Annotated in this window: 15 protein-coding genes; 8 read left to right on the top strand and 7 right to left on the bottom strand. The window is 61.8% G+C overall.

What is annotated here, in order from left to right; all coding sequences use genetic code 11:
- Nucleotides 1–15 precede the first annotated feature (15 nt).
- The 3 genes from QQ992_RS01145 to hslO all read right to left on the bottom strand — a co-directional run bounded on the left by QQ992_RS01145 (nucleotide 16) and on the right by hslO (nucleotide 3,338).
- The gene (locus QQ992_RS01145; protein WP_060501251.1) at nucleotides 16–456 is read right to left on the bottom strand and encodes an acyl-CoA thioesterase; all 441 of its coding nucleotides are present in this window, start codon (nucleotides 454–456) and stop codon (nucleotides 16–18) included.
- 261 nt (nucleotides 457–717) lie between these two features.
- The gene (locus QQ992_RS01140) at nucleotides 718–2,259 is read right to left on the bottom strand and encodes a phosphoenolpyruvate carboxykinase (protein ID WP_286111981.1); all 1,542 of its coding nucleotides are present in this window, start codon (nucleotides 2,257–2,259) and stop codon (nucleotides 718–720) included.
- Nucleotides 2,260–2,438: 179 nt separating this feature from the next.
- Nucleotides 2,439–3,338: an Hsp33 family molecular chaperone HslO gene (hslO, locus tag QQ992_RS01135; protein WP_019096894.1), complete on the bottom strand. Its 900-nt coding sequence runs from the start codon at nucleotides 3,336–3,338 to the stop codon at nucleotides 2,439–2,441.
- Between the two features lie 120 nt (nucleotides 3,339–3,458).
- On the opposite strand from hslO, the gene QQ992_RS01130 reads away from it, so the two are divergent.
- The gene (locus QQ992_RS01130) at nucleotides 3,459–4,253 is read left to right on the top strand and encodes a phosphatase PAP2 family protein (RefSeq protein ID WP_019096895.1); all 795 of its coding nucleotides are present in this window, start codon (nucleotides 3,459–3,461) and stop codon (nucleotides 4,251–4,253) included.
- Between the two features lie 27 nt (nucleotides 4,254–4,280).
- On the opposite strand, the gene QQ992_RS01125 is transcribed toward QQ992_RS01130, so the two are convergent.
- Nucleotides 4,281–4,682, bottom strand: a complete 402-nt coding sequence (locus QQ992_RS01125) for an RNA-binding S4 domain-containing protein (RefSeq protein ID WP_016714465.1) — start codon at nucleotides 4,680–4,682, stop codon at nucleotides 4,281–4,283.
- A 109-nt stretch (nucleotides 4,683–4,791) separates the two neighbouring features.
- Between QQ992_RS01125 and rimB the strand changes: the two genes are divergently transcribed.
- Nucleotides 4,792–5,274: a retropepsin-like aspartic endopeptidase RimB gene (gene rimB, locus QQ992_RS01120; RefSeq protein WP_119368482.1), complete on the top strand. Its 483-nt coding sequence runs from the start codon at nucleotides 4,792–4,794 to the stop codon at nucleotides 5,272–5,274.
- A complete protein-coding gene (rimK, locus tag QQ992_RS01115) occupies nucleotides 5,271–6,176 on the top strand; it encodes a 30S ribosomal protein S6--L-glutamate ligase (protein WP_008099005.1) in 906 nt (301 codons plus the stop codon). The genes rimB and rimK overlap by 4 nt, the downstream gene beginning before the upstream one ends.
- A gap of 30 nt (nucleotides 6,177–6,206) precedes the next feature.
- Here the strand turns inward: rimK and QQ992_RS01110 are convergent, their stop codons facing one another.
- Both QQ992_RS01110 and ompR read right to left on the bottom strand, forming a co-directional pair.
- Complete coding sequence (locus tag QQ992_RS01110; RefSeq protein WP_060501261.1) at nucleotides 6,207–7,520, bottom strand: ATP-binding protein; 1,314 nt, start codon at nucleotides 7,518–7,520, stop codon at nucleotides 6,207–6,209.
- 13 nt (nucleotides 7,521–7,533) lie between these two features.
- Complete coding sequence (ompR, locus tag QQ992_RS01105) at nucleotides 7,534–8,274, bottom strand: osmolarity response regulator transcription factor OmpR (RefSeq protein WP_016484407.1); 741 nt, start codon at nucleotides 8,272–8,274, stop codon at nucleotides 7,534–7,536.
- Nucleotides 8,275–8,491: 217 nt separating this feature from the next.
- Between ompR and QQ992_RS01100 the strand changes: the two genes are divergently transcribed.
- From QQ992_RS01100 to QQ992_RS01080, 5 genes are all read left to right on the top strand, one after another.
- Nucleotides 8,492–10,816 (top strand): Tex family protein, encoded by a 2,325-nt coding sequence (locus QQ992_RS01100; protein ID WP_286111980.1) that lies wholly within the window; start codon nucleotides 8,492–8,494, stop codon nucleotides 10,814–10,816.
- Complete coding sequence (locus QQ992_RS01095) at nucleotides 10,816–11,199, top strand: PaaI family thioesterase (protein WP_110741914.1); 384 nt, start codon at nucleotides 10,816–10,818, stop codon at nucleotides 11,197–11,199. Before QQ992_RS01100 ends, QQ992_RS01095 begins: the two co-directional genes overlap by 1 nt.
- Before the next feature lie 153 nt (nucleotides 11,200–11,352).
- Complete coding sequence (gshA, locus tag QQ992_RS01090) at nucleotides 11,353–12,930, top strand: glutamate--cysteine ligase (protein WP_286111979.1); 1,578 nt, start codon at nucleotides 11,353–11,355, stop codon at nucleotides 12,928–12,930.
- The gene (locus QQ992_RS01085; RefSeq protein WP_119368478.1) at nucleotides 12,930–13,565 is read left to right on the top strand and encodes a TetR/AcrR family transcriptional regulator; all 636 of its coding nucleotides are present in this window, start codon (nucleotides 12,930–12,932) and stop codon (nucleotides 13,563–13,565) included. The genes gshA and QQ992_RS01085 overlap by 1 nt, the downstream gene beginning before the upstream one ends.
- 85 nt (nucleotides 13,566–13,650) lie before the next feature.
- Nucleotides 13,651–19,143 (top strand): dermonecrotic toxin domain-containing protein, encoded by a 5,493-nt coding sequence (locus QQ992_RS01080; protein ID WP_286111978.1) that lies wholly within the window; start codon nucleotides 13,651–13,653, stop codon nucleotides 19,141–19,143.
- Between the two features lie 46 nt (nucleotides 19,144–19,189).
- On the opposite strand, the gene QQ992_RS01075 is transcribed toward QQ992_RS01080, so the two are convergent.
- Entirely contained in the window at nucleotides 19,190–19,405 is a 216-nt protein-coding gene (locus tag QQ992_RS01075) for a TOBE domain-containing protein (protein WP_003255829.1), read from the bottom strand.
- Nucleotides 19,406–19,408: the final 3 nt, after the last annotated feature.

Raw genomic sequence — 19,408 nt, 5'->3', positions numbered from 1 at the left:
GCCGGCGGGGCTTTTTTATGCCTGTGGTTCCAGCACCAGGCCGGACAGGATCACCTGCAGCGCCTCTGGCAGCGTCACAGGCCGGCCACTGGCCCGCTCGATGAACACCTGCACCACCGTGCCTGCCGCACACGCCTCCGGCTCGCCCGGCCGGAACAGCGCCAGGCGGTACTCCACCGTACTGCCCGCCAGGCGTGTCACGCCCAAGCCCACCTCCAGCACATCCGGGAAGCCCGGCAGCGCGTAGAAGTCCGCCGCCGAACTGACCACGAAGGCCGCCAGTTCACCGTCACGCAGGTCCAGCTCGGCCTGCTCTACAAGAAACGCTTGAATGGCCGTCTCGAAGAAACCGTGCACGGTGGCGCCGGCGATATGGCCGTTCAGGTCGTTGTCCTGAGGGCGGGTAAGGATGGGGTGGAAGTGGGAGAAGGCAGTGCGCTGAGGGGATTCGGTCATCTGTCTGGCTCTTGTCTTCGCAATGGATGCTGACAGTGAAACAGAATTTCCGCACTTTGGCTGCCTGCGATCCGTTGTGGGAGCGGCCTTGCGTCGCGAAAGGGCTGCAGAGCAGCCCCGGCAATCTATACATCACTGAAATCCTGGGGCTGCTACGCAGCCCTTTCGCGACGCAAGGCCGCTCCCACAATGACGGTGCTGATTAGCAGGAACAAAAAAGCCGCCCCTAAAGGCGGCTTTCTCGTTACGGCTGGGCTCAGCTTACAGCTGTGGACCAGCAGCCTTGATGGCGTCGGAAACTTCGAACTTCTTGAAGTTTTCGATGAACAGCTTGGCCAGGCCTTTGGCGGCCTCATCGTAGGCCGCTTTGTCAGCCCAGTTGGTGCGCGGGTTGAGCAGCTCGGTTTCAACGCCCGGAACGGCCTTCGGCACGTCCAGGTTGATGATGTCCAGGTGCTCGGTTTCAGCACCGACCAGCGCGCCGCTCTGGATCGCAGCGATCACGGCACGGGTAGTCGGGATGCTGAAGCGCTTGCCAACGCCGTAGCCACCACCGGTCCAGCCGGTGTTGACCAGGTAGACCTTGGAGTTGAAGCCGTTGATACGCTTGATCAGCAGCTCGGCATACTCGCCAGCCGGGCGCGGGAAGAACGGTGCGCCGAAGCAGGTGGAGAAGGTCGACTTGATGCCGCCGCCCGAGCCCATTTCGGTCGAACCGACCAGCGCGGTGTAGCCGGACAGGAAGTGGTAGGCCGCCTGCTCGTTGTTCAGGATCGAAACGGGTGGCAGAACACCGGTCAGGTCGCAGGTCAGGAAGATGACTGCGTTAGGCTCGCCGCCCAGGTTCGCTTCGGAACGTTTGGCAACGTGCTCCAGCGGGTAGGCCGCACGGCTGTTCTGGGTCAGGCTGACATCGGTGTAGTCGGCGTGCTTGTTGGCGTCGAGCACGACGTTTTCCAGCACTGCACCGTGCTTGATGGCTTTCCAGATGACCGGCTCGTTCTTCTCGGACAGGTCGATGCACTTGGCGTAGCAGCCGCCTTCCATGTTGAAGACAACGCCTTCGCCCCAACCGTGCTCGTCGTCACCGATCAGGTAACGGCTTTCGTCGGCCGACAGGGTGGTCTTGCCAGTGCCGGACAGGCCGAAGAACAGGGTCACATCGCCTTCTTCGCCGATGTTGGCCGCGCAGTGCATTGGCAGTACGTCGGCAGCCGGCAGCAGGAAGTTCTGCACCGAGAACATGGCTTTTTTCATTTCGCCGGCGTAGCGCATGCCTGCGATCAGCACTTTCTTGGCGGCGAAGTTGATGATCACGCAACCGTCGGAGTTGGTGCCGTCACGCTCAGGCTCGCACACGAAGTTGGCAACGTTGAGGATCTGCCACTCGTCGCGTTTAGCCAGGTTGAACTGCTCCGGGTTGATGAACAGGCAACGACCGAACAGGTTCTGCCAGGCAGTCTGGGTGGTCATCTTCACCGGCAGGTAGTGCTCGGCCGCCGCCCCTACGTGAACGTAGGAAACGAAGTGATCCTGGGCGTTGTTGAACGCCTCGACGCGGTCCCACAGGGCATCGAACTTGTCGGCCGGGAACTTGCGGTTGATCGGGCCCCAGGAAATGGCGTCCTGGGTGGAAGGTTCTTCGACGATGAAACGGTCAGCCGGCGAACGGCCAGTACGGTGACCAGTCTCCACGACCAGTGCACCAGTATCGGCTAGTACGCCTTCACCGCGTTGCAGCGCTTCTTTTACCAGCTCATCGACGCTCAGGTCGGTGTACACGGTGTTGTTGGCTTGCGTCATGAGATACCCCATCCGGCCCGAGGCCGAGTGCTCCAAACGTTTTGTAGTTGTCTTGAAAAAACTACTACAGCGAAAAAAGTGGCCGGATTATGCCAGAAACGCCCAAAAAAAGTAGGCCCCTCCTGTCGTAACCGCGCTTTTGCGCAATTCGACAGGAGATTTCCCTGCAATTAAACGTTTCAGTGACGAGTTTCTGAGGCTACGTCCGTGCCGCCACCGGCAAACAGTTGCGCCACATCGCTGGCATCGAAGAAATAGCGCTCGTTGCAGAACTGGCAATCGATCTCCACGGTCCCGCCACATTCTTCCACCAGCGCCTTGGCGTCGTGCTCACCCAGGCTGACCAGCGCATTACCGGATCGCTCGCGCGAGCAGCTGCAATTGAAGCGCAGAGGCTGAATATCGAACAGGCGCACGGCGTCTTCGTGGTACAGGCGGTGCAGCAGGGTTTCGTTGTCCAGCGCCCACTCATCAGCCTTGAGCGTGGTGGCCAATGCCACGACGTGCTGCCAGCTTTCTTCACGCTCTTCGTCGTCCGGCTGACGATCACGCGGCAGTTGCTGCAGCAGCAGGCCACGGGCCTTGCCGGCTTCGGCATTGAGCCAGAAGCGGGTATTGAGCTGTTGCGACTGAACGAAGTAGTTGGTGAAGCACTCCGACAGGTTGGCGCCATCGAGGTCCACGGTGCCCTGATAGCGCTGGCCCTTGACCGGATCGATGGTCAGGGTCAGGTGGCCGTCGGGCATCAACTGCGACAGGGTGGCGTCTGCCGGAATCTGGTCTGCCTCGTAACGGGCCATGCCGCGAATGTCGCGGTCACCGGAGCATTCCACCATCAGCAGCGGAATCGGCCCTGCGGAACGCGCCTGCAGAATCAGCAGGCCATCGAACTTCAATGCCCCCACCAGCAAGGCGGTGGCGGCCATCAGTTCGCCGAGCAGTGCCTTGACCGGTTGAGGGTACTCATGACGCGCCAGCACCGCAGCGTAGCTGTCGTCGAGAGACACCCACTCGCCGCGCACATCGCGCTCGTCGAAGATGAAACGTTGGGTGAAATCGGTATCAGGCAAATCGCTCATAGGTTTTGGCTATCTAAAAATGATGACAAAATGGTTACAAGGGTTATCGAAAAACCTGCGAGAACCCGTGACAGAGCGCTCACAAGGCGCTCCGATTCCTGTTTGCAATAGAGGTATTTTATGGACAATCGACCACTGTTCCAAGCAAGGTGGTCCTTGGGGCCATTGGCAGCCTGCACGCTGCTACCCATCGCTCTACTGTGTTTCTGGTTATGGCCCATTGGCCAGATCTTGTGCCTGACTTTCGACGAGTGGCTGTTCCACAGCCTCAATGCGCCGCTGGCCGACAGCACCACCTGGCGCTACATCTGGACCGTCGGCAGCCTGCGCCCGTTCGACATCGTCGTCGGCCTGATCCTACTGGCGGTGCTTATCCGGGGCGACTGGGTGTTCAAGGCCGCTCAAGTTCGCCAGGCCTTCTTCGGCTTTCTGGTCACGCTACTCCTCTTAGTGGTGATTCGCGCGCTGTTTTCCAAGTGGGTGGATGCAGCCGGATGGCAACACAAGAGCCCGTCGATGATGTTTGACGACGTCGTCCACCTCAGTGACTACTACCCGAACCTGGAGGCGGCCTGGGAGCTGAAAGACCGTTCCAGCAAGAGTTTCCCGGGGGATCACGCCTCGGTGTTGCTGATCTGGGCGCTGTTCATGAGCGTGTTCAGCCGTCGGCTGGTGCAGTACCTGGTGATCTGGGGGCTGGCGGTGCTGTTCATGTTGCCACGCCTGGTGGCCGGTGCTCACTGGGGGCAGGATGACTACATCGGCGGGTTGCTGATGGCGGTGCTGGCGTTGGGCTGGAGCTATTACACGCCGCTGGCGGCCAAGGGTAGCGCAGCGTTGATGCGCTGGACGGCGCCGTTGTTCAACATCGCGGCCAAGCTACCGTTGGTCAGGCGATTGGCGGTTATCCGCTGAATCGTTGGGGCCGCTTTGCGGCCCCATTCAATCAAAGCTCCCATGCAGCTGGTGAATCTGCCGGCGCTGCTTCTTGGTCGGCCGGCCATCGGTGGTCACGCCCATGGCCCCGGCCTTGCGCATTTCAGCTGCCTGCTCGCGCCGGCGCACACTTTCTTCGGTTTCCTCGTACAACGTCTGCGCCTCCGGCGCCCCACGCCGCACCACCGACAACGCCTTCACCACCACGGTGCGCTCATCAAACCCGGTGCGCAGTACAAATTCGTCCCCCACACGCGGCTCCTTGCCCGGCTTGCAACGCTCGCCCCGGCAATGCACCTTGCCACTCTCGATCGCCGCCTTGGCCAGCGCCCGCGTCTTGTAGAAGCGCGCCGCCCACAGCCACTTGTCCAGGCGAACCTTGTCGTCGTCTTCGGCTTTTTGTGCCATCCCGTTACCTCGAACACTGTGTTTCATCGAACTGTACTACCGTAACCAGCGGATGCAAAAAATCCCCGCCGTGCTTACAGTTCACCACCTCATTCGCAGGGTGCGCTTCGTGAAGACATTTGACCATTTGACTGTGATCGGCCTGCGCGAGTGGGTCGCCCTGCCTGACCTCGGCGTGGCCGGGTTGCGCGCCAAGATCGACACCGGCGCCAGCACCTCCAGCCTGCACGCCACCGAGGTGGAACCCTTCGAGCGCGACGGCAAGCCCTGGGTCCGCTTCACTGCGCACCTGGGCTCGGTGGTACAACTGCGCCACCGCCGTTGCGAAGCGCCGCTGGTGACCATGAAAACCATCAAGAGCTCCAACGGCCAGGCCCAGACCCGTTATGTCATCCGCACGTCACTGGCCTTGGGCGATGGTGTCTGGGAAGTGGAGTTCACTCTGGCCTGCCGCAAGAACATGCGCTATCGCCTGTTGCTGGGTTCCAAGGCCCTGATTCACGGCCAGTTGGTGGTCAACCCTGGCCTGAAATACGTACAAGACAAACCGGCCTTTCCGGCCACTCTTTCTCCTGCCACAGGTGCTGCATGAAGATCGCTGTGCTGTCGCGCAATCCGCGTCTGTATTCCACCCGCCGCCTGGTCGAAGCCGGTATCCAGCGTGGCCACGAAATGGTGGTGATCGATACCCTGCGGGCCTACATGAACATTGCCAGCCACAAGCCGCAGATTCACTATCGCGGCAAGCCGCTGGAGGGCTTCGATGCGGTTATTCCGCGTATCGGTGCCTCGGTGACCTTTTACGGCTGCGCGGTGCTGCGCCAGTTCGAGATGATGGGCGTGTACCCGCTCAATGAGTCGGTAGCCATTGCCCGCTCCCGCGACAAACTGCGTTCGCTGCAATTGCTGTCACGCCGCGGTATCGGCCTCCCCATTACCGGCTTCGCCCACTCACCCGACGACATCCCCGACCTGATCCAGATGGTCAATGGCGCCCCGCTGGTGATCAAGGTGCTGGAAGGCACCCAGGGCATCGGCGTGGTGCTGTGCGAAACCACCCAGGCGGCCGAGTCGGTAATCGAGGCGTTCATGGGCCTGAAGCAGAACATCATGGTTCAGGAGTACATCAAGGAGGCCGGTGGCGCCGACATTCGCTGCTTCGTGGTGGGCGACAAGGTAATTGCCTCCATGAAGCGCCAGGCCAAGCCGGGTGAGTTCCGCTCCAACCTGCACCGGGGGGGCGTCGCCAGCCTGATCAAAATCACCCCCGAAGAGCGGATTACCGCGATTCGTGCAGCCAAGGTGATGGGGTTGAGCGTGGCAGGTGTGGATATCTTGCGTTCCAACCATGGGCCGCTGGTGATGGAGGTGAACTCGTCGCCGGGGCTGGAAGGCATCGAGGTGACCACAGGCAAGAACGTGGCCGGGATGATCATCGAACACCTGGAGAAAAACGGCGGGCCTAATCAGACCCGGACCAAGGGTAAGGGCTGAAATTTTGGGGCTGCTTTGCAGCCCCAGCAATCACACAGCATTACGCGGTAACAACAACCCTAGCGGCAACCGCACCCGCGCCTCGATCCCACCACCGGACCGGTTGCGCAGCTCTACATTCCCGCCATGCTGCGCCGCGATCCGCTTGACGATCGCCAGCCCCAGCCCGGTGCCCTTGCCGCCCCGCGCCCGGTCACCACGAATGAACGGGTTGAAGATGGTCTCCAGCTCCGACTCGTCGATCCCTGTACCACGGTCCAGCACGCTCAGCACCACATACGGCGCACTCTCGTCACCCGACACATAAGCCGCCACCTCGACCCCTTTGCCAGCGTGGTGCAGGGCGTTGCCGATCAGGTTGCCCAGCATGCGCTTGAGCGAAACCCGGCGCAGCGGAAATGGCGGAATAGGCTCCAGGCAAAGGCGCACACGTTCTTCCGGCTGGTTATACGGTGCCACCACTTCACGCACCAGATCCGCCAGGTCGACCTCTTCTACCGGCTCGTCACGGCCATCGCGGATAAAGGCCAGGAACTGATCGAGGATCGCGTCCATGTCTTCGATATCGCGGACCATGTCGTCACTCAAATCGCTGTCGCTGTTCAGCAGTGACAGCGACAGGCGCAAACGGGTCAGCGGTGTGCGCAGGTCATGGGACACCCCGGCCAGCATCAGCTCACGCTCGCGCCCGGCCTGCTCGACGTCCTCGGCCATCTGGTTGAAGGCCTTGTACACCTCGGTCATTTCGCTGGGCGTATCGCTGATCGGCAGGCGCACACTGCGCCCCTGGCCCAGCTGACGAGCGGCGAACACCAGGCGCTTGAGCGGCTGGTTCAACTGGCGCACGAAGATCCAGGCCGAGGCGGTGGACAACAGGCCAATGGCCAGGAACCAGCCCAGCACGTTCCAGATCTTCTGCCCGCGCAGCGGGTGCGGGTACAGCGGTACCTTCAGCCAACCGGGGCCCAGGCTTGGCGCGTTCACCCACAGTGCCGGTGGCGCATGAATGCGCAGCCGCACCTCGGTGTCCTCACCCAGTTCGGCCTGCATCTGCCGCTGGTAGATCTCGCTGTAGGGCCAGTGCTGTTCACCCTCGGGCACACCCGAGCCGGTCACGCGGATAAGGCCCGCCGCCTCGGCAATCTTGTCGCGGTTTTCTTCGTCGGCAGCCCAATAGGCACGCAAGGTCAGCGCCACACCGTGGCTGTACTGACGGTCGACCAGCACGTCCTCGTTCATCAGCAGGTAGACCAGGGTCAAGGCCTTGCTGAACAGGACCACGATCAACACCAGCCACAGGGTGCGGGCGAAGAAGCTTTGCGGAAACCAGAGCGGTGTTTTCATCGACGGCCAGGCATCATTTACCGGCGTTTCCGTCTGGCACGAACACGTAGCCCACGCCCCAGACGGTCTGGATGTAACGCGGTTTGGACGGGTCCGGCTCGATCATGCGGCGCAGGCGCGAGATCTGCACGTCGATGGAGCGCTCCAGTGCATCCCACTCGCGGCCACGGGCCAGGTTCATCAGCTTGTCGCGGGTCAGCGGTTCGCGGGCGTGCATCACCAAGGCCTTGAGCACGGCGAACTCACCGGTGGTGAGCATGTGCACTTCATCGCCACGCTTGAGTTCGCGGGTAGCCAGCGACAGCTCGTAATCACCGAAAGTGACCGATTCGTCTTCGCTACCCGGTGCCCCGGGTACAGCGGGTGCCTGGCGGCGCAGCACGGCCTTGACCCGGGCCATCAGCTCGTCCGGGTTGAACGGCTTGCCCAGGTAGTCGTCGGCGCCCAGCTCCAGGCCTTTGATACGGCTCAACTCATCGCCTTTTGCGGTGAGCATGATGATCGGGATCTGGTTGTTCTGCTGGCGCAGGCGCTTGCACGCGGACAGGCCATCTTCGCCCGGCAGCATCAGGTCGAGCACCACCAGGTTGAACACCTCGCGTTGCAGCAGGCGGTCCATCTGTTCGGTGTTGGGCACTGCACGGGCACGGTAGCCCTTGCTGGTGAAGAAACGTTCCAGCAGGCTGCTTAGCCCCGGGTCGTCGTCGACGATGAGAATCTTGTCACCTTCAGCGGTGTTTGCGGTGCCGGTCATGAATAACTCCTCTGATATCGCCGCGCATTATGGCGTAGCCATTGCTGCACGTTGCGTGAGCATTGTTAGCAGATTTTTCCCCGGGCGCCAGTTCCGGCTGGCCGGGCGCCATCACCGCAAGCCGTTTGCGATGGGTATAATGCGCGGCTTTCATCCAGCGCCGCCGGGCGAAAAGCCCACAGGCGACCCCCGTATTCACAAATGTCAGGTGGTTTACATGGACAGCATCAACAGCCGTATCGCCGAGGAACTGGGCGTACGCCCCCAGCAGGTCGAGGCGGCCGTGGGCCTGTTGGACGAAGGCTCGACCGTGCCTTTCATCGCCCGTTATCGCAAGGAAGTGACCGGTAGCCTGGACGACACCCAACTGCGCCATCTGGAAGAGCGCCTGCGCTACCTGCGCGAACTCGACGAGCGCCGCGCCAGCATCCTGTCCAGCATCGAGGAACAAGGCAAGCTGACCCCGGAGCTGGCCCGCGAAATCAAGCTGGCCGACACCAAGACCCGCCTCGAAGACCTGTACCTGCCGTACAAGCAAAAGCGCCGCACCAAGGGCCAGATCGCCCTGGAAGCCGGCCTGGGCGAGCTGGCCGACGGCCTGTTCAACGACCCGACCCTCGCACCGGAAAGCGAAGCCGCACGCTTCGTAAACGCCGAAAAAGGCGTGGCCGACGTCAAGGCTGCGCTGGAAGGCGCCAAGTACATCCTGATGGAACGTTTCGCCGAAGACGCCTCGCTGCTCGAAAAACTGCGCAACTTCCTCAAGCAGGAGTCGGTGCTCAGCGCCCGCGTGGTAGCGGGCAAGGAAGAAGAAGGCGCCAAGTTCCGCGACTACTTCGCCCACGACGAACTGCTGCGCACCGCCCCGTCGCACCGCGCCCTGGCAATCTTCCGCGGGCGCAACGAAGGCGTGCTGAGTGCCTCGCTGAAAGTGGGCGAAGAGCTGCCTGGCACCCTGCACCCGTGCGAAGTGATGATCGGCAGCCACGTCGGCATCGAAAACCGCAGCCGCCCGGCCGACAAGTGGCTGGGTGAAGTGGTGCGCTGGACCTGGAAGGTCAAGCTGTACACCCACCTGGAAACCGACCTGTTCGGCGAGTTGCGCGACAACGCCGAAGGCGAGGCGATCAACGTGTTCGCCCACAACTTGCACGACCTGCTGCTGGCCGCACCGGCCGGCCCGCGCGCCACCCTGGGCTTCGACCCGGGCCTGCGCACCGGTTGCAAGATTGCCGTGGTCGATGCCACCGGCAAGCTGCTGGACCACACCACGGTCTACCCGCACGCGCCGAAAAACGACTGGGACCGCACCCTTTCCATCATGGCCGCGCTGTGCGCCAAGCACTCGGTGGAGCTGGTCGCCATCGGCAACGGCACCGCCAGCCGCGAAAGCGACAAGCTGGTGGCCGAGCTGGTCAAAAAATACCCAGCGCTGAAAATCACCAAGATCATGGTCTCCGAAGCCGGTGCTTCGGTGTACTCGGCATCGGAACTGGCCGCCCGCGAGTTCCCGGACCTGGACGTGTCGATCCGTGGCGCCGTGTCGATCGCCCGCCGCTTGCAGGACCCACTGGCAGAGCTGGTGAAGATCGACCCGAAATCCATCGGTGTCGGCCAGTACCAGCACGACGTGTCCCAGTTGAAACTGGCGCGTGGCCTGGATGCCGTGGTCGAGGACTGCGTGAACGCCGTGGGCGTGGACGTGAACACCGCCTCGGTGGCACTGCTGACCCGTATTTCCGGCCTTAACGCCACGCTGGCGCAGAATATCGTCGCCCACCGCGATGCCAACGGCCCGTTCGCTACCCGTGCAGCCCTGAAAAAGGTCAGCCGCCTCGGTGAGAAAACCTTCGAACAAGCCGCCGGCTTCCTGCGTGTGATGAACGGCGACAACCCGCTGGACGCCTCTGCGGTACACCCCGAGGCCTACCCGCTGGTGCAACGCATTGCCGCCGACACCGACCGCGACATCCGCTCGCTGATCGGCGACAGCAGCTTCCTCAAGCGCCTGGACCCGAAAAAGTTCACCGACGAAACCTTCGGCCTGCCGACCGTCACCGACATCCTGCAGGAGCTGGACAAGCCGGGCCGCGACCCACGTCCCGAGTTCAAGACCGCCACCTTCCAGGACGGCGTCGAAGACCTCAAGGACCTGGAGCCGGGCATGATCCTCGAAGGCGTGGTGACCAACGTCACCAACTTTGGCGCCTTCGTCGACATCGGCGTGCATCAGGACGGTCTGGTGCACATCTCGGCGCTGTCGGAGAAGTTCATCAAAGACCCGCGTGAAGCGGTCAAGGCCGGCGACGTGGTCAAGGTCAAGGTCATGGAAGTGGACATCCCGCGTAAACGCGTCGGCCTGTCCATGCGCATGAGCGACACACCGGGCGAAAAGGTCGAAGGCAATCGCGGCGGTAACCGTGGCAATGGCGGCAACCGCCAGCAGCAGGCCCCGCGCCCGCGTGAAACCGCCACTGCCGCACCGGCCAACAATGCCATGGCCTCGCTGTTCGCCAACGCCAAGCAGTTGAAGAAGAAGTGATGGACGTACCCCGCGAATACGTCGAAAGCGCCTTCAGCCAGCTGCTGGGCTGCCGTCTGCAACGCCTGGAAACCGGTGTTGCCGAGGTGGCCCTGCCCCTCGAGCCGCACTTGCGCAACCGGGGCCAGAAGCTGCACGGCGGGGCGATCTTCAGCCTGGTGGACATCGCCATGGGCCTGGCCTGCTCGGCCAGCCATGGCTTTGACCAGCAAAGCGTCACCATCGAGTGCAAGATCAACTACATGCGCGCCGTCAGTGACGGCGAAGTGCTGTGTACCGCCCGCGTGCTGCACGCCGGGCGGCGTACCCTGGTGGTCGACGCCGACGTAGTCCAGGGCGACAAACTGGTGGCAAAAGCGCAAGGAACCTTCGCGGTTCTCTAGCTCACCAAGCTGTATCTGCGGTATTTTCAGCAGTGCGCTGGCACTGCTGGAACCGCGTAAACCAGGCGACAACGCCAGTTCCTTTCTTCCTACCCTTGTAGACCGTTATCTCTACCCCCATATTGGGGCGACTGACGCGTGAAGGAATACATCTTGAGCGACCTCCTCAACCGCCGCCTGAGCCTGCTCGGCGCCAATCTTCCCCTGCTCAAGCAGTGCCTGCACGGTATTGAGCGCGAATGCCTGCGCGTGACCGACGAAGGTCGCCTGGCCCAGACCCCGCACCCGGAAGCTTTGGGATCGGCACTGACCAACGAGCAGATCACTACCGACTATTCCGAGTCGCTGCTGGAGTTCATCACCCCAGCCCTGCCCGACCCGGCCAAGGTACTCGAAAGCCTCGAACAGACACACCGCTTCGTCTACAGCAAGCTGGGCGACGAATACCTGTGGAGCCCGTCGATGCCATGCACGCTGCCGGCCGAGGAGGACATCCCGATTGCCGAGTACGGCACCTCGAACATCGGCAAGCTCAAGCACGTCTACCGCAAGGGCCTGGCCCTGCGCTACGGCCGCACCATGCAGTGCATCGCCGGTATCCATTACAACTTCTCGCTGCCCGAGGCCCTGTGGCCGCTGCTGCGCGAAGCCGAAGGCAGCACTGAAGACGACCGTGACTACCAGTCGTCGGCCTACATCGCGCTAATCCGCAACTTCCGCCGATACAGCTGGCTGCTGATGTACCTGTTCGGCGCTTCGCCAGCCCTGGACAAAGGCTTCCTGCGTGGCCGCCCGCACCAGCTCGAAGAGCTGGATGCCGAAACCCTGTTCCTGCCCTATGCCACCAGCCTGCGCATGAGCGACCTGGGCTACCAGAGCAACGCCCAGGCCGGCCTCACGCCGTGCTACAACAACCTGGCCAGCTACACCGATAGCCTGCGCAAGGCCGTGGGCACGCCCTACCCGCCTTACGTTGAAGTCGGTACCCACGTGGACGGCGAGTGGGTGCAACTGAACACCAACATCCTGCAGATCGAAAACGAGTACTACTCGAACATTCGCCCCAAGCGGGTCACCTACACCGGCGAACGGCCGATCCAGGCCCTGACTTCGCGTGGCGTGCAGTACGTGGAAGTGCGTTGCCTGGACATCAACCCGTTCCTGCCGGTGGGCATCGACCTGCCCGAGGCACGCTTCCTCGATGCGTTCCTGCTGTTCTGCGCACTGGAAGACAGCCCGCAGCTGGACAACGGCGAATGCGGCCAGTGCACCAGCAACTTCCTGACCGTGGTCAAGGAAGGCCGCCGCCCGGGCCTTGAGCTGCACCGCAATGGCCAGCCGATCAGCCTGAAAGACTGGGCCAGCGAACTGATCCAGCGTATTCGACCGTTGGCCGATCTGCTCGACCAGGCGCAAGGTGGTGAGGATCACGCCAAGGCCCTGGATGCGCAGCAAGCCAAGGTCGACGACGCTTCGCTGACCCCGTCGGCCCAGGTGCTGGCACGCATGACCGAACACGACGAAACCTTCGTCCAGTTCTCTCTGCGCCAAAGCCGGATCCACGCCGAAACGTTCCGCGAGCAGCCTCTGAGCAACGAGCAGCAACAGGCCTTCGAAACACTGGCCCGTGAATCGCTCGCCAAGCAGTCCGAGCTGGAACAGGAAGAAGTCGGTGACTTCGACCTGTTCGTCGGCGCCTACCAGGCCAGTATCCTGGCAATCAGCAACTGATGAACCGCACCGCCACCCCGCGCAAGCCACGCGCCAGCAGCCAGGCCAGGATCGAAGCGATCCTGGCGGCTGCACGCGAGTTGCTGGCCGAGCAAGGGGTGGCGGCACTGTCCATCTACAGCGTGGCCGAACGGGCACAGATTCCGCCCTCTTCGGTGTATCACTTCTTCGCCAGCGTGCCAGCGTTGCTGGAAGCGTTGACGGCCGATGTGCATCGGGCGTTTCGCGAAGCGTTGAGTGCCCCCATCGACAGCCACGCCTTTGCAACCTGGCACCAACTGTCGCGGCTGATCGAGCAACGCATGCTTGCCATCTACAACGAAGATGCCGCTGCACGCCAGTTGATCCTCGCCCAGCACGGGCTGAGTGAAGTGGTGCAGGCTGACCGCCAGCACGACATGGAGCTGGGCAAGCTGATGCACAGCCTGTTCGACCGGCATTTCCAGCTGCCGGCCATGCCGGGTGATGTGGATGTATTCGCCTTGGCCATGGAGCTGAGCGACCGCGTCTACGCCCGCTCGATGCAGTTGTTCGAGCAGATCACACCACGCATGGCGGAAGAAGGCATGCGCGTGTTCGAGGCGTACCTTTCGCTTTACCTCCCGCCCTTCCTGCCTATGCGCAGCGCTGGCTGAGCAGACACAACTACCACCAGGCGCTCCACAGCAAACATTTCAATGAGGGTTCAGCACATGCAACCTCTCGGAGAAATCATTGCTCATGCCCACCTCTGATATCAGCCAACGGGACATCGTTCAGGCACTTCCACCTTCAGACACCGATCCCCTGCGCCAACAATTGGCCGGCAAAGGCAACCTGCTGACACTGGCACAACACACGCTCGATCGCAGCACGAGGCAACTGCGCAGCCTGTTGAGCAATGCACCCGGCTTGCAACAAACCTTGCACACCGCACTGAAAGACCACCTGCAGGTCGACCCTTACCATTGCGGGCTATGCCAAGGTGATCGCCAAGTGACCCTGCTGACGTTCGCGGCCCGCCTGGCAGCAAGCCCGGTATACGCCAACCCGTTTTCCGGTTGGTCCACCTGGGGGCTGGCCGAAACCACCGCACACGCGAAAATGACCGCAGCTGACTGGGTCACCTACCTAGCGCCGATCGTGAACAAGGCCAAATTGCAGGCTACCCGTGGCTACTGGGACGCACGGATGCCAGGCACCGACATTTCACGCCAGGCCCACGCGACCACGCTGCTGCGCCAGCATTTCACCTGCAGCCTGGACCTTGCCTATGGCCTGGGCTTGCTGGAAACCAATGGATGGCTGCAAGGGCGACAGCCCCAACCCCGTTACTTGCAACTGCAGTGGCAGGCTGCGAACGGAAGAAAACTGACCAGCACCGCAGCGCTGGTGATAGGCCCGCAATCTGACGAGACGCACTGGCTGCTTTACCTACCGGGAATGCTCAACACCGTACAGGCCTTCAGCGACCTTGAGCGCCTGCATGACTGGGTATTCCAGAGCCGCTACAGAATATGGTCAGACCCCAGGACAGCTGTTACCGCAGGTACACGGGACAACGTTCTTGTCACGGCGCTACAGGGTGATGGGCACAGCGCCCTGATGGCAGAAACACTGCGGCAGTACCAGGCAATCGCCGACCACCACCTGCTTCAGGCCATCGAGCAAAGCAGCAACGGCCCCCTGGACTGGACCAACCTGCAAGCCTGGGAGGACCAACGCCGCACCATGGTACTGGAAGCGCTGCTCCCTACCGTTGTGACCGCCATCGACGCAATCAGCGCAAGCGATGCTGCACAGGCAAAAGACGAGGTGCATTTTCCCTGCCTGGAACAACACCTGCCCCTGGGCTGGCGTCAGCAGCTCATCGAACGCCAGGAGTCACTGCTGGAGCATTATCTGGAGGCGGACACAGCCCCTTCATCCGCCAAGGTAACGCTCTTGCGAGAACGCCAGGCAGCACTGGACATGCTGCAGGACTCGCATGACATCTACCTGCTGGATTTGCCCGACGAGGTAACCCGTACCGACCTGCAGGTTCGCATCGATGAAAAGACCCGGGTACAGCAAATCACTGAAGGGCTATGCCAGGCCCTGCTCAAAGAGGCACGCCTGCAGAACACGATGGGCGAGCTTTCCGATACTCATCTTGGCTGGGTCGAACAACTTGCCGACAGGCCGGAATCCAGCCTGCAACGTTCGGTAGAGGTCTGCACGCTGGAGCTAGCCTGCGCAGACCGTACCTGGCAACTGTGTGGCTACCTGACATTTCGCGCTATCCACCAACAGAACGACGCCCCCCAGGACCACACCTTGCTGTTGTACAGGCCAGGCCACCGTGGCGGGCTCCTGGCATTCGACGATGAGGCCGCGCTTGCCCGAGGCTTGATTGCAACGCTCCATGGCGCATGGCCCGACGCGCTGCTGGAGTCGGCCTACACACCCGAAGGCACGCCCCTGCTGGACGCCCTCTCCACAGCCCCTTCGGTCACGGTCAACCACTCCCCGATACAGGCTCACTTCATGCAGCATTGCGTGCAGGCCATTGTCGCCACCCTGCCCGCCAATACCCGACGGGAGCAAGCTCGCCAGCGCCTGTGCATAAGTGAAAACCGCGCCAGGGCAACTGCTTTGGCGCGGTTCGCCGAAAAGAACCGCAGCAGCCATGCCCAGACACATCTCATGCCGTTGCACCACCTTGACGACGATCAGCTGGTCGAGCTGGCCAACCAGGTGGATGCACAGAAAAACGCGTTACGCGCCGCGGTCGACTTGCTCAAGTCGAGCCTGCCAACGCCCAGGCAATTTGCACGGCGCACCCTGCGCCAGTACCTGCGCCGTGAATTCGGCCTTCAGAACCTGCCTGAAATAACCCTGAACATCGCCGACACCGTCACGCTGAAAAAAGAAGTGACCGGCCAATCCGCATTGGGCGGTGCCGGGGCACGAGACGTACCCGTGTTCAGCGAGACACGAAGTGATGTGAGCCTCGAATCCTTCATCCTCGGGGCGCTGGATGATGAAAGGCGGCTGCGACTGGGTAATGCCACTCTCACGTTCCAACCCGCTGGCAACCCGGTACTGGAGCAGACACTTACAACGGCCTACATTGCCAGGTTGATTGCGCAGCTGGACGCTGCAGGCCGTTATGAAACACGCATCACCAATGCGTACCTGGGTTTTGACCAGGAATCACCGTGGCAAGTGGAATGGCGCCACGAAACGTTTCGCGCCCCCTACGAGCATCGCCTTCGCCTGCTGGTACTGTGCAGGCCAACCCACCTTGACGACGATGGCCAGCGGTTGCTGGAAACCTTTTGCCACGAGCAGGTCAACGCTGTTGCCGCCAGAACGGTCGAACACCAATCGCTACAGCTCAGGCCCGGCACCGCAGCGGATGGTTCCAGTGACAGTGTGGGGCTTTCATCCATTCACCTGATCAACGGCGCCAGTGGCCCCGTGCTGCTGTACATGCCGGATGCGCCCAATGGCACGATCATCAGCCAGCATGCCAGCCCCCATGCCGCTTGCGAGGCACTACAGGACATGGCGCTGGCCCCCAAAATGGCCCGTTTTCTGGCGCTTCAGGCCCAGTCTGGCGACCCAGACGAGCACGAAAGCTTCATCAACACTGCCCTGCAGAAGCAGCACTCGACCTTTATCGGCGTAGGTTCATCGCGCACCGAGACCCTGCCTACCTATGAGTGCCGGCAAGACATGGGCGAGCTCATTCGCAGCCATCGCGCCACATCCCGTAGCCAGGCCGACCTCGCCCTTGCTGCACCGGAACAGTTCGATCGTTACTTCTTCCTGGGGCTGAGGCTGGCGCTTGGCATTTTGCCCGGGGCAGGCACGGTCTTGGCACTGTACGATGGCTGGCATGTAGCGAACGATGCCGTCAGGGCATTCGGGAAGGGCCACCTGGAAGAGGGCCTGCAACACCTGCTCGGCCTGCTGCAGTGCCTGACCGATGCCATCCTCACGCTTGCACCGCTGGTGGCGGGCACAGCCAAGCCTGCGCTCACGGCTCGCCTGCAGACACAGCACCGCCAGCGCCTTGACCCACGCCTCCCCATGACCGGGGTTCGCAAGTCGCCTCCCAGCCCATTCCTCGGTTACGAAGCGGAATTGCCAGCAGGCCCGATGGTGCGTTCCACACTGGCGCATGGAGCAGGCGTGTTCGAGCATACCGCCAGTCAGCAGCATTACATTTCGCGGAGCAACGCCTGGTATGGCGTGGAATGGGACCCAGCCTACCTAACCTGGCGGCTCAAGCCTCAGGGCACCCGCGCTTACCGGCAGCCCGTGCGCTTGACTGAGCAGGGCATATGGGACACCCCTGGCAGGCTGGGTGGCCTGCTGGTCGACAATGGCCTGGCGGGTGGCGGTGGTGCGCTTACGACCCTCTACAACCAGGGCGTCGCCTACTGGCGAGTACGCCTGCGCCGGCAGCCGCAGCCACTCACGGGCATGGAACTGGCACACGACATAAACGACGAGTTGATACGCATCGTGGCGCGCATGCGTTCTAAACAGGCGGCCTATCAAACAGCCACACAAGCGCCAGCCGAAGGGGTTTCACTGACTGACGCTCAAAAGGAAACGATCGCCAATGCGCGCAGGCAACTGAGCGATGAAATTAACCGCAACATCGCCTTCAACACGGGCAGCATACAGCGCCTCAGGGCGCAGCGCTCAACGTTGAACCGTGCGGATTACACCCGGTTCACGTCGCTGTGCGAGAAAAATATCAGTGATCTGAGCGTGCTCGACATGCACCTGGTGGCAGAGCGTTTTACCTTGGCCGCAGACCAGGTGCAGTCGGCAATCAGCGCACTCCAGGCCCTGAGCGGGCGCACAGTTTCAATCGCACAGGTGAAACGCCTGACCAGGAACTCACTGATTGCAAATCAGGAAATGATCGAGACCTTGCAGGAAGTCGAACGCCTGGCCACACGCCATCACGCCCGACGCAATCACTTGCAAGGCCGAGCGTTGACCGATTATTTGATGAAGGTGGAAGGCACAAATTTAAAGCTGGATGTAGCGAATGCTCAGCTGGTTCGAACCTCCATCCTTTCGTTGACGTTGTTCAATACAAACGCCATCGAACACCCACAGATGGGTGCATTCATGCTGCACTTCCACGAAAAGGGTGTCGACTTGCGCAGCACCCTTTACAGCCATGTGCAATTACCCGAAGCCGGTCTGACGCGCGCCCAGGAGCGCAGCTTCCTGGCCAGTGCGCAAAGCCACTATGCGCGCTACCTCAACCATGTCACGGCCTGGGAGGACACGTTCAAGGACTTGCTGTCGCCAAACGAAACGCAGTCGCTACGCCAGCTTATGCGCCAACTGATCGCCGACATCGAGGACAACCTCGCCAAAGCCACTGCAAAGCGGCCACGCCCTACCGCTCAGCCCGGTCGAGGCCCCAGCCGCCCGCGCCTGTTCGAAACCGCCGAAAGGCCGCTTATCGGCCATGAGTACATCGAGCAGGGCCGGACGCGCATGCGCATCAACCAGCCGGACTCGGACCTACCCCATGCGGTTTATGACAGAAACCAGGCGGGCCAATGGCAGTTGTCCGCACCAGAACGCGCAGCGCCCACACAAACGATGTCTGGCCTCGTCGACGCGGCCACCACCCGGCTGGACGACATACCCAGGCAGCAGGCCCGGTTGCGGCAGTACCAAACCCCACATGCGGTTCCCGTAGACCTGGAGGACATTGCTGAAGGCCACGCACAGCAACTGCGCTTCATTGCCAACAGAATTCGGCAGAAGGCCGGCAGCTTGCTGGCCCCGGAGCACGCCAACCTGACGCAAAGGCTGGAAACAGCCGCCAACCAGATGCACGCGCTGGGTCGCCAGCTGCGGACCGCCCAGACCAAAGCTACCAGCAAGCCCACCGTGGGTTACCTGGAAGACCTGCTTGAGCAGCAAGAGGTGCAAATTGCCTGGTCGCGTACGCTGAAACCGAAAACGGATCGCAAGGGCAACCCTGTCGAATACCTGGAGGAGTACCGCATCGATGACCGTGTTACCCAACAGCCACTGTGGTACGCGCATTTTCACTTCAGGCAGAAACCCGCACAGGGTTTTACCCGGTTGGAAGCAGGCCACCTGAAACTGGCCAGTGAACGCGACCTGGGCGAAGGCGCGTGGCGGGGGAGCATGAGCGAGGCACAGGCCAACCGACTATTCGGCAACCTGAGGCCGCCCCGCTGAAAACACATCACCCCCTGAGCTGCCTGGCAGCCCAGGGGGTGCATGTTTACAGCTTGGCAATGGACACTTCAGTCGACTTCACGAAAGCAATTACCTCACTGCCAACTTGCAGCTCCAGCTCACGCACGGAGCGGGTGGTGATGACCGAGGTAACGATACCCGAGGCAGTCTGCACGTCGATTTCCGACAATACCGGGCCTTCGAGGATTTCTTTTACAGTGCCTTTGAACTGGTTGCGGACGTTGATGGCTTTGATGGTCATGAT

Source organism: Pseudomonas kurunegalensis, assembly GCF_030291635.1.
In the GTDB taxonomy this organism is placed as follows: Bacteria; Pseudomonadota; Gammaproteobacteria; order Pseudomonadales; family Pseudomonadaceae; genus Aquipseudomonas; species Aquipseudomonas monteilii.
Note: the sequence above shows the minus strand (reverse complement) of the source record. Positions and strands in the feature narration are given on the sequence as shown.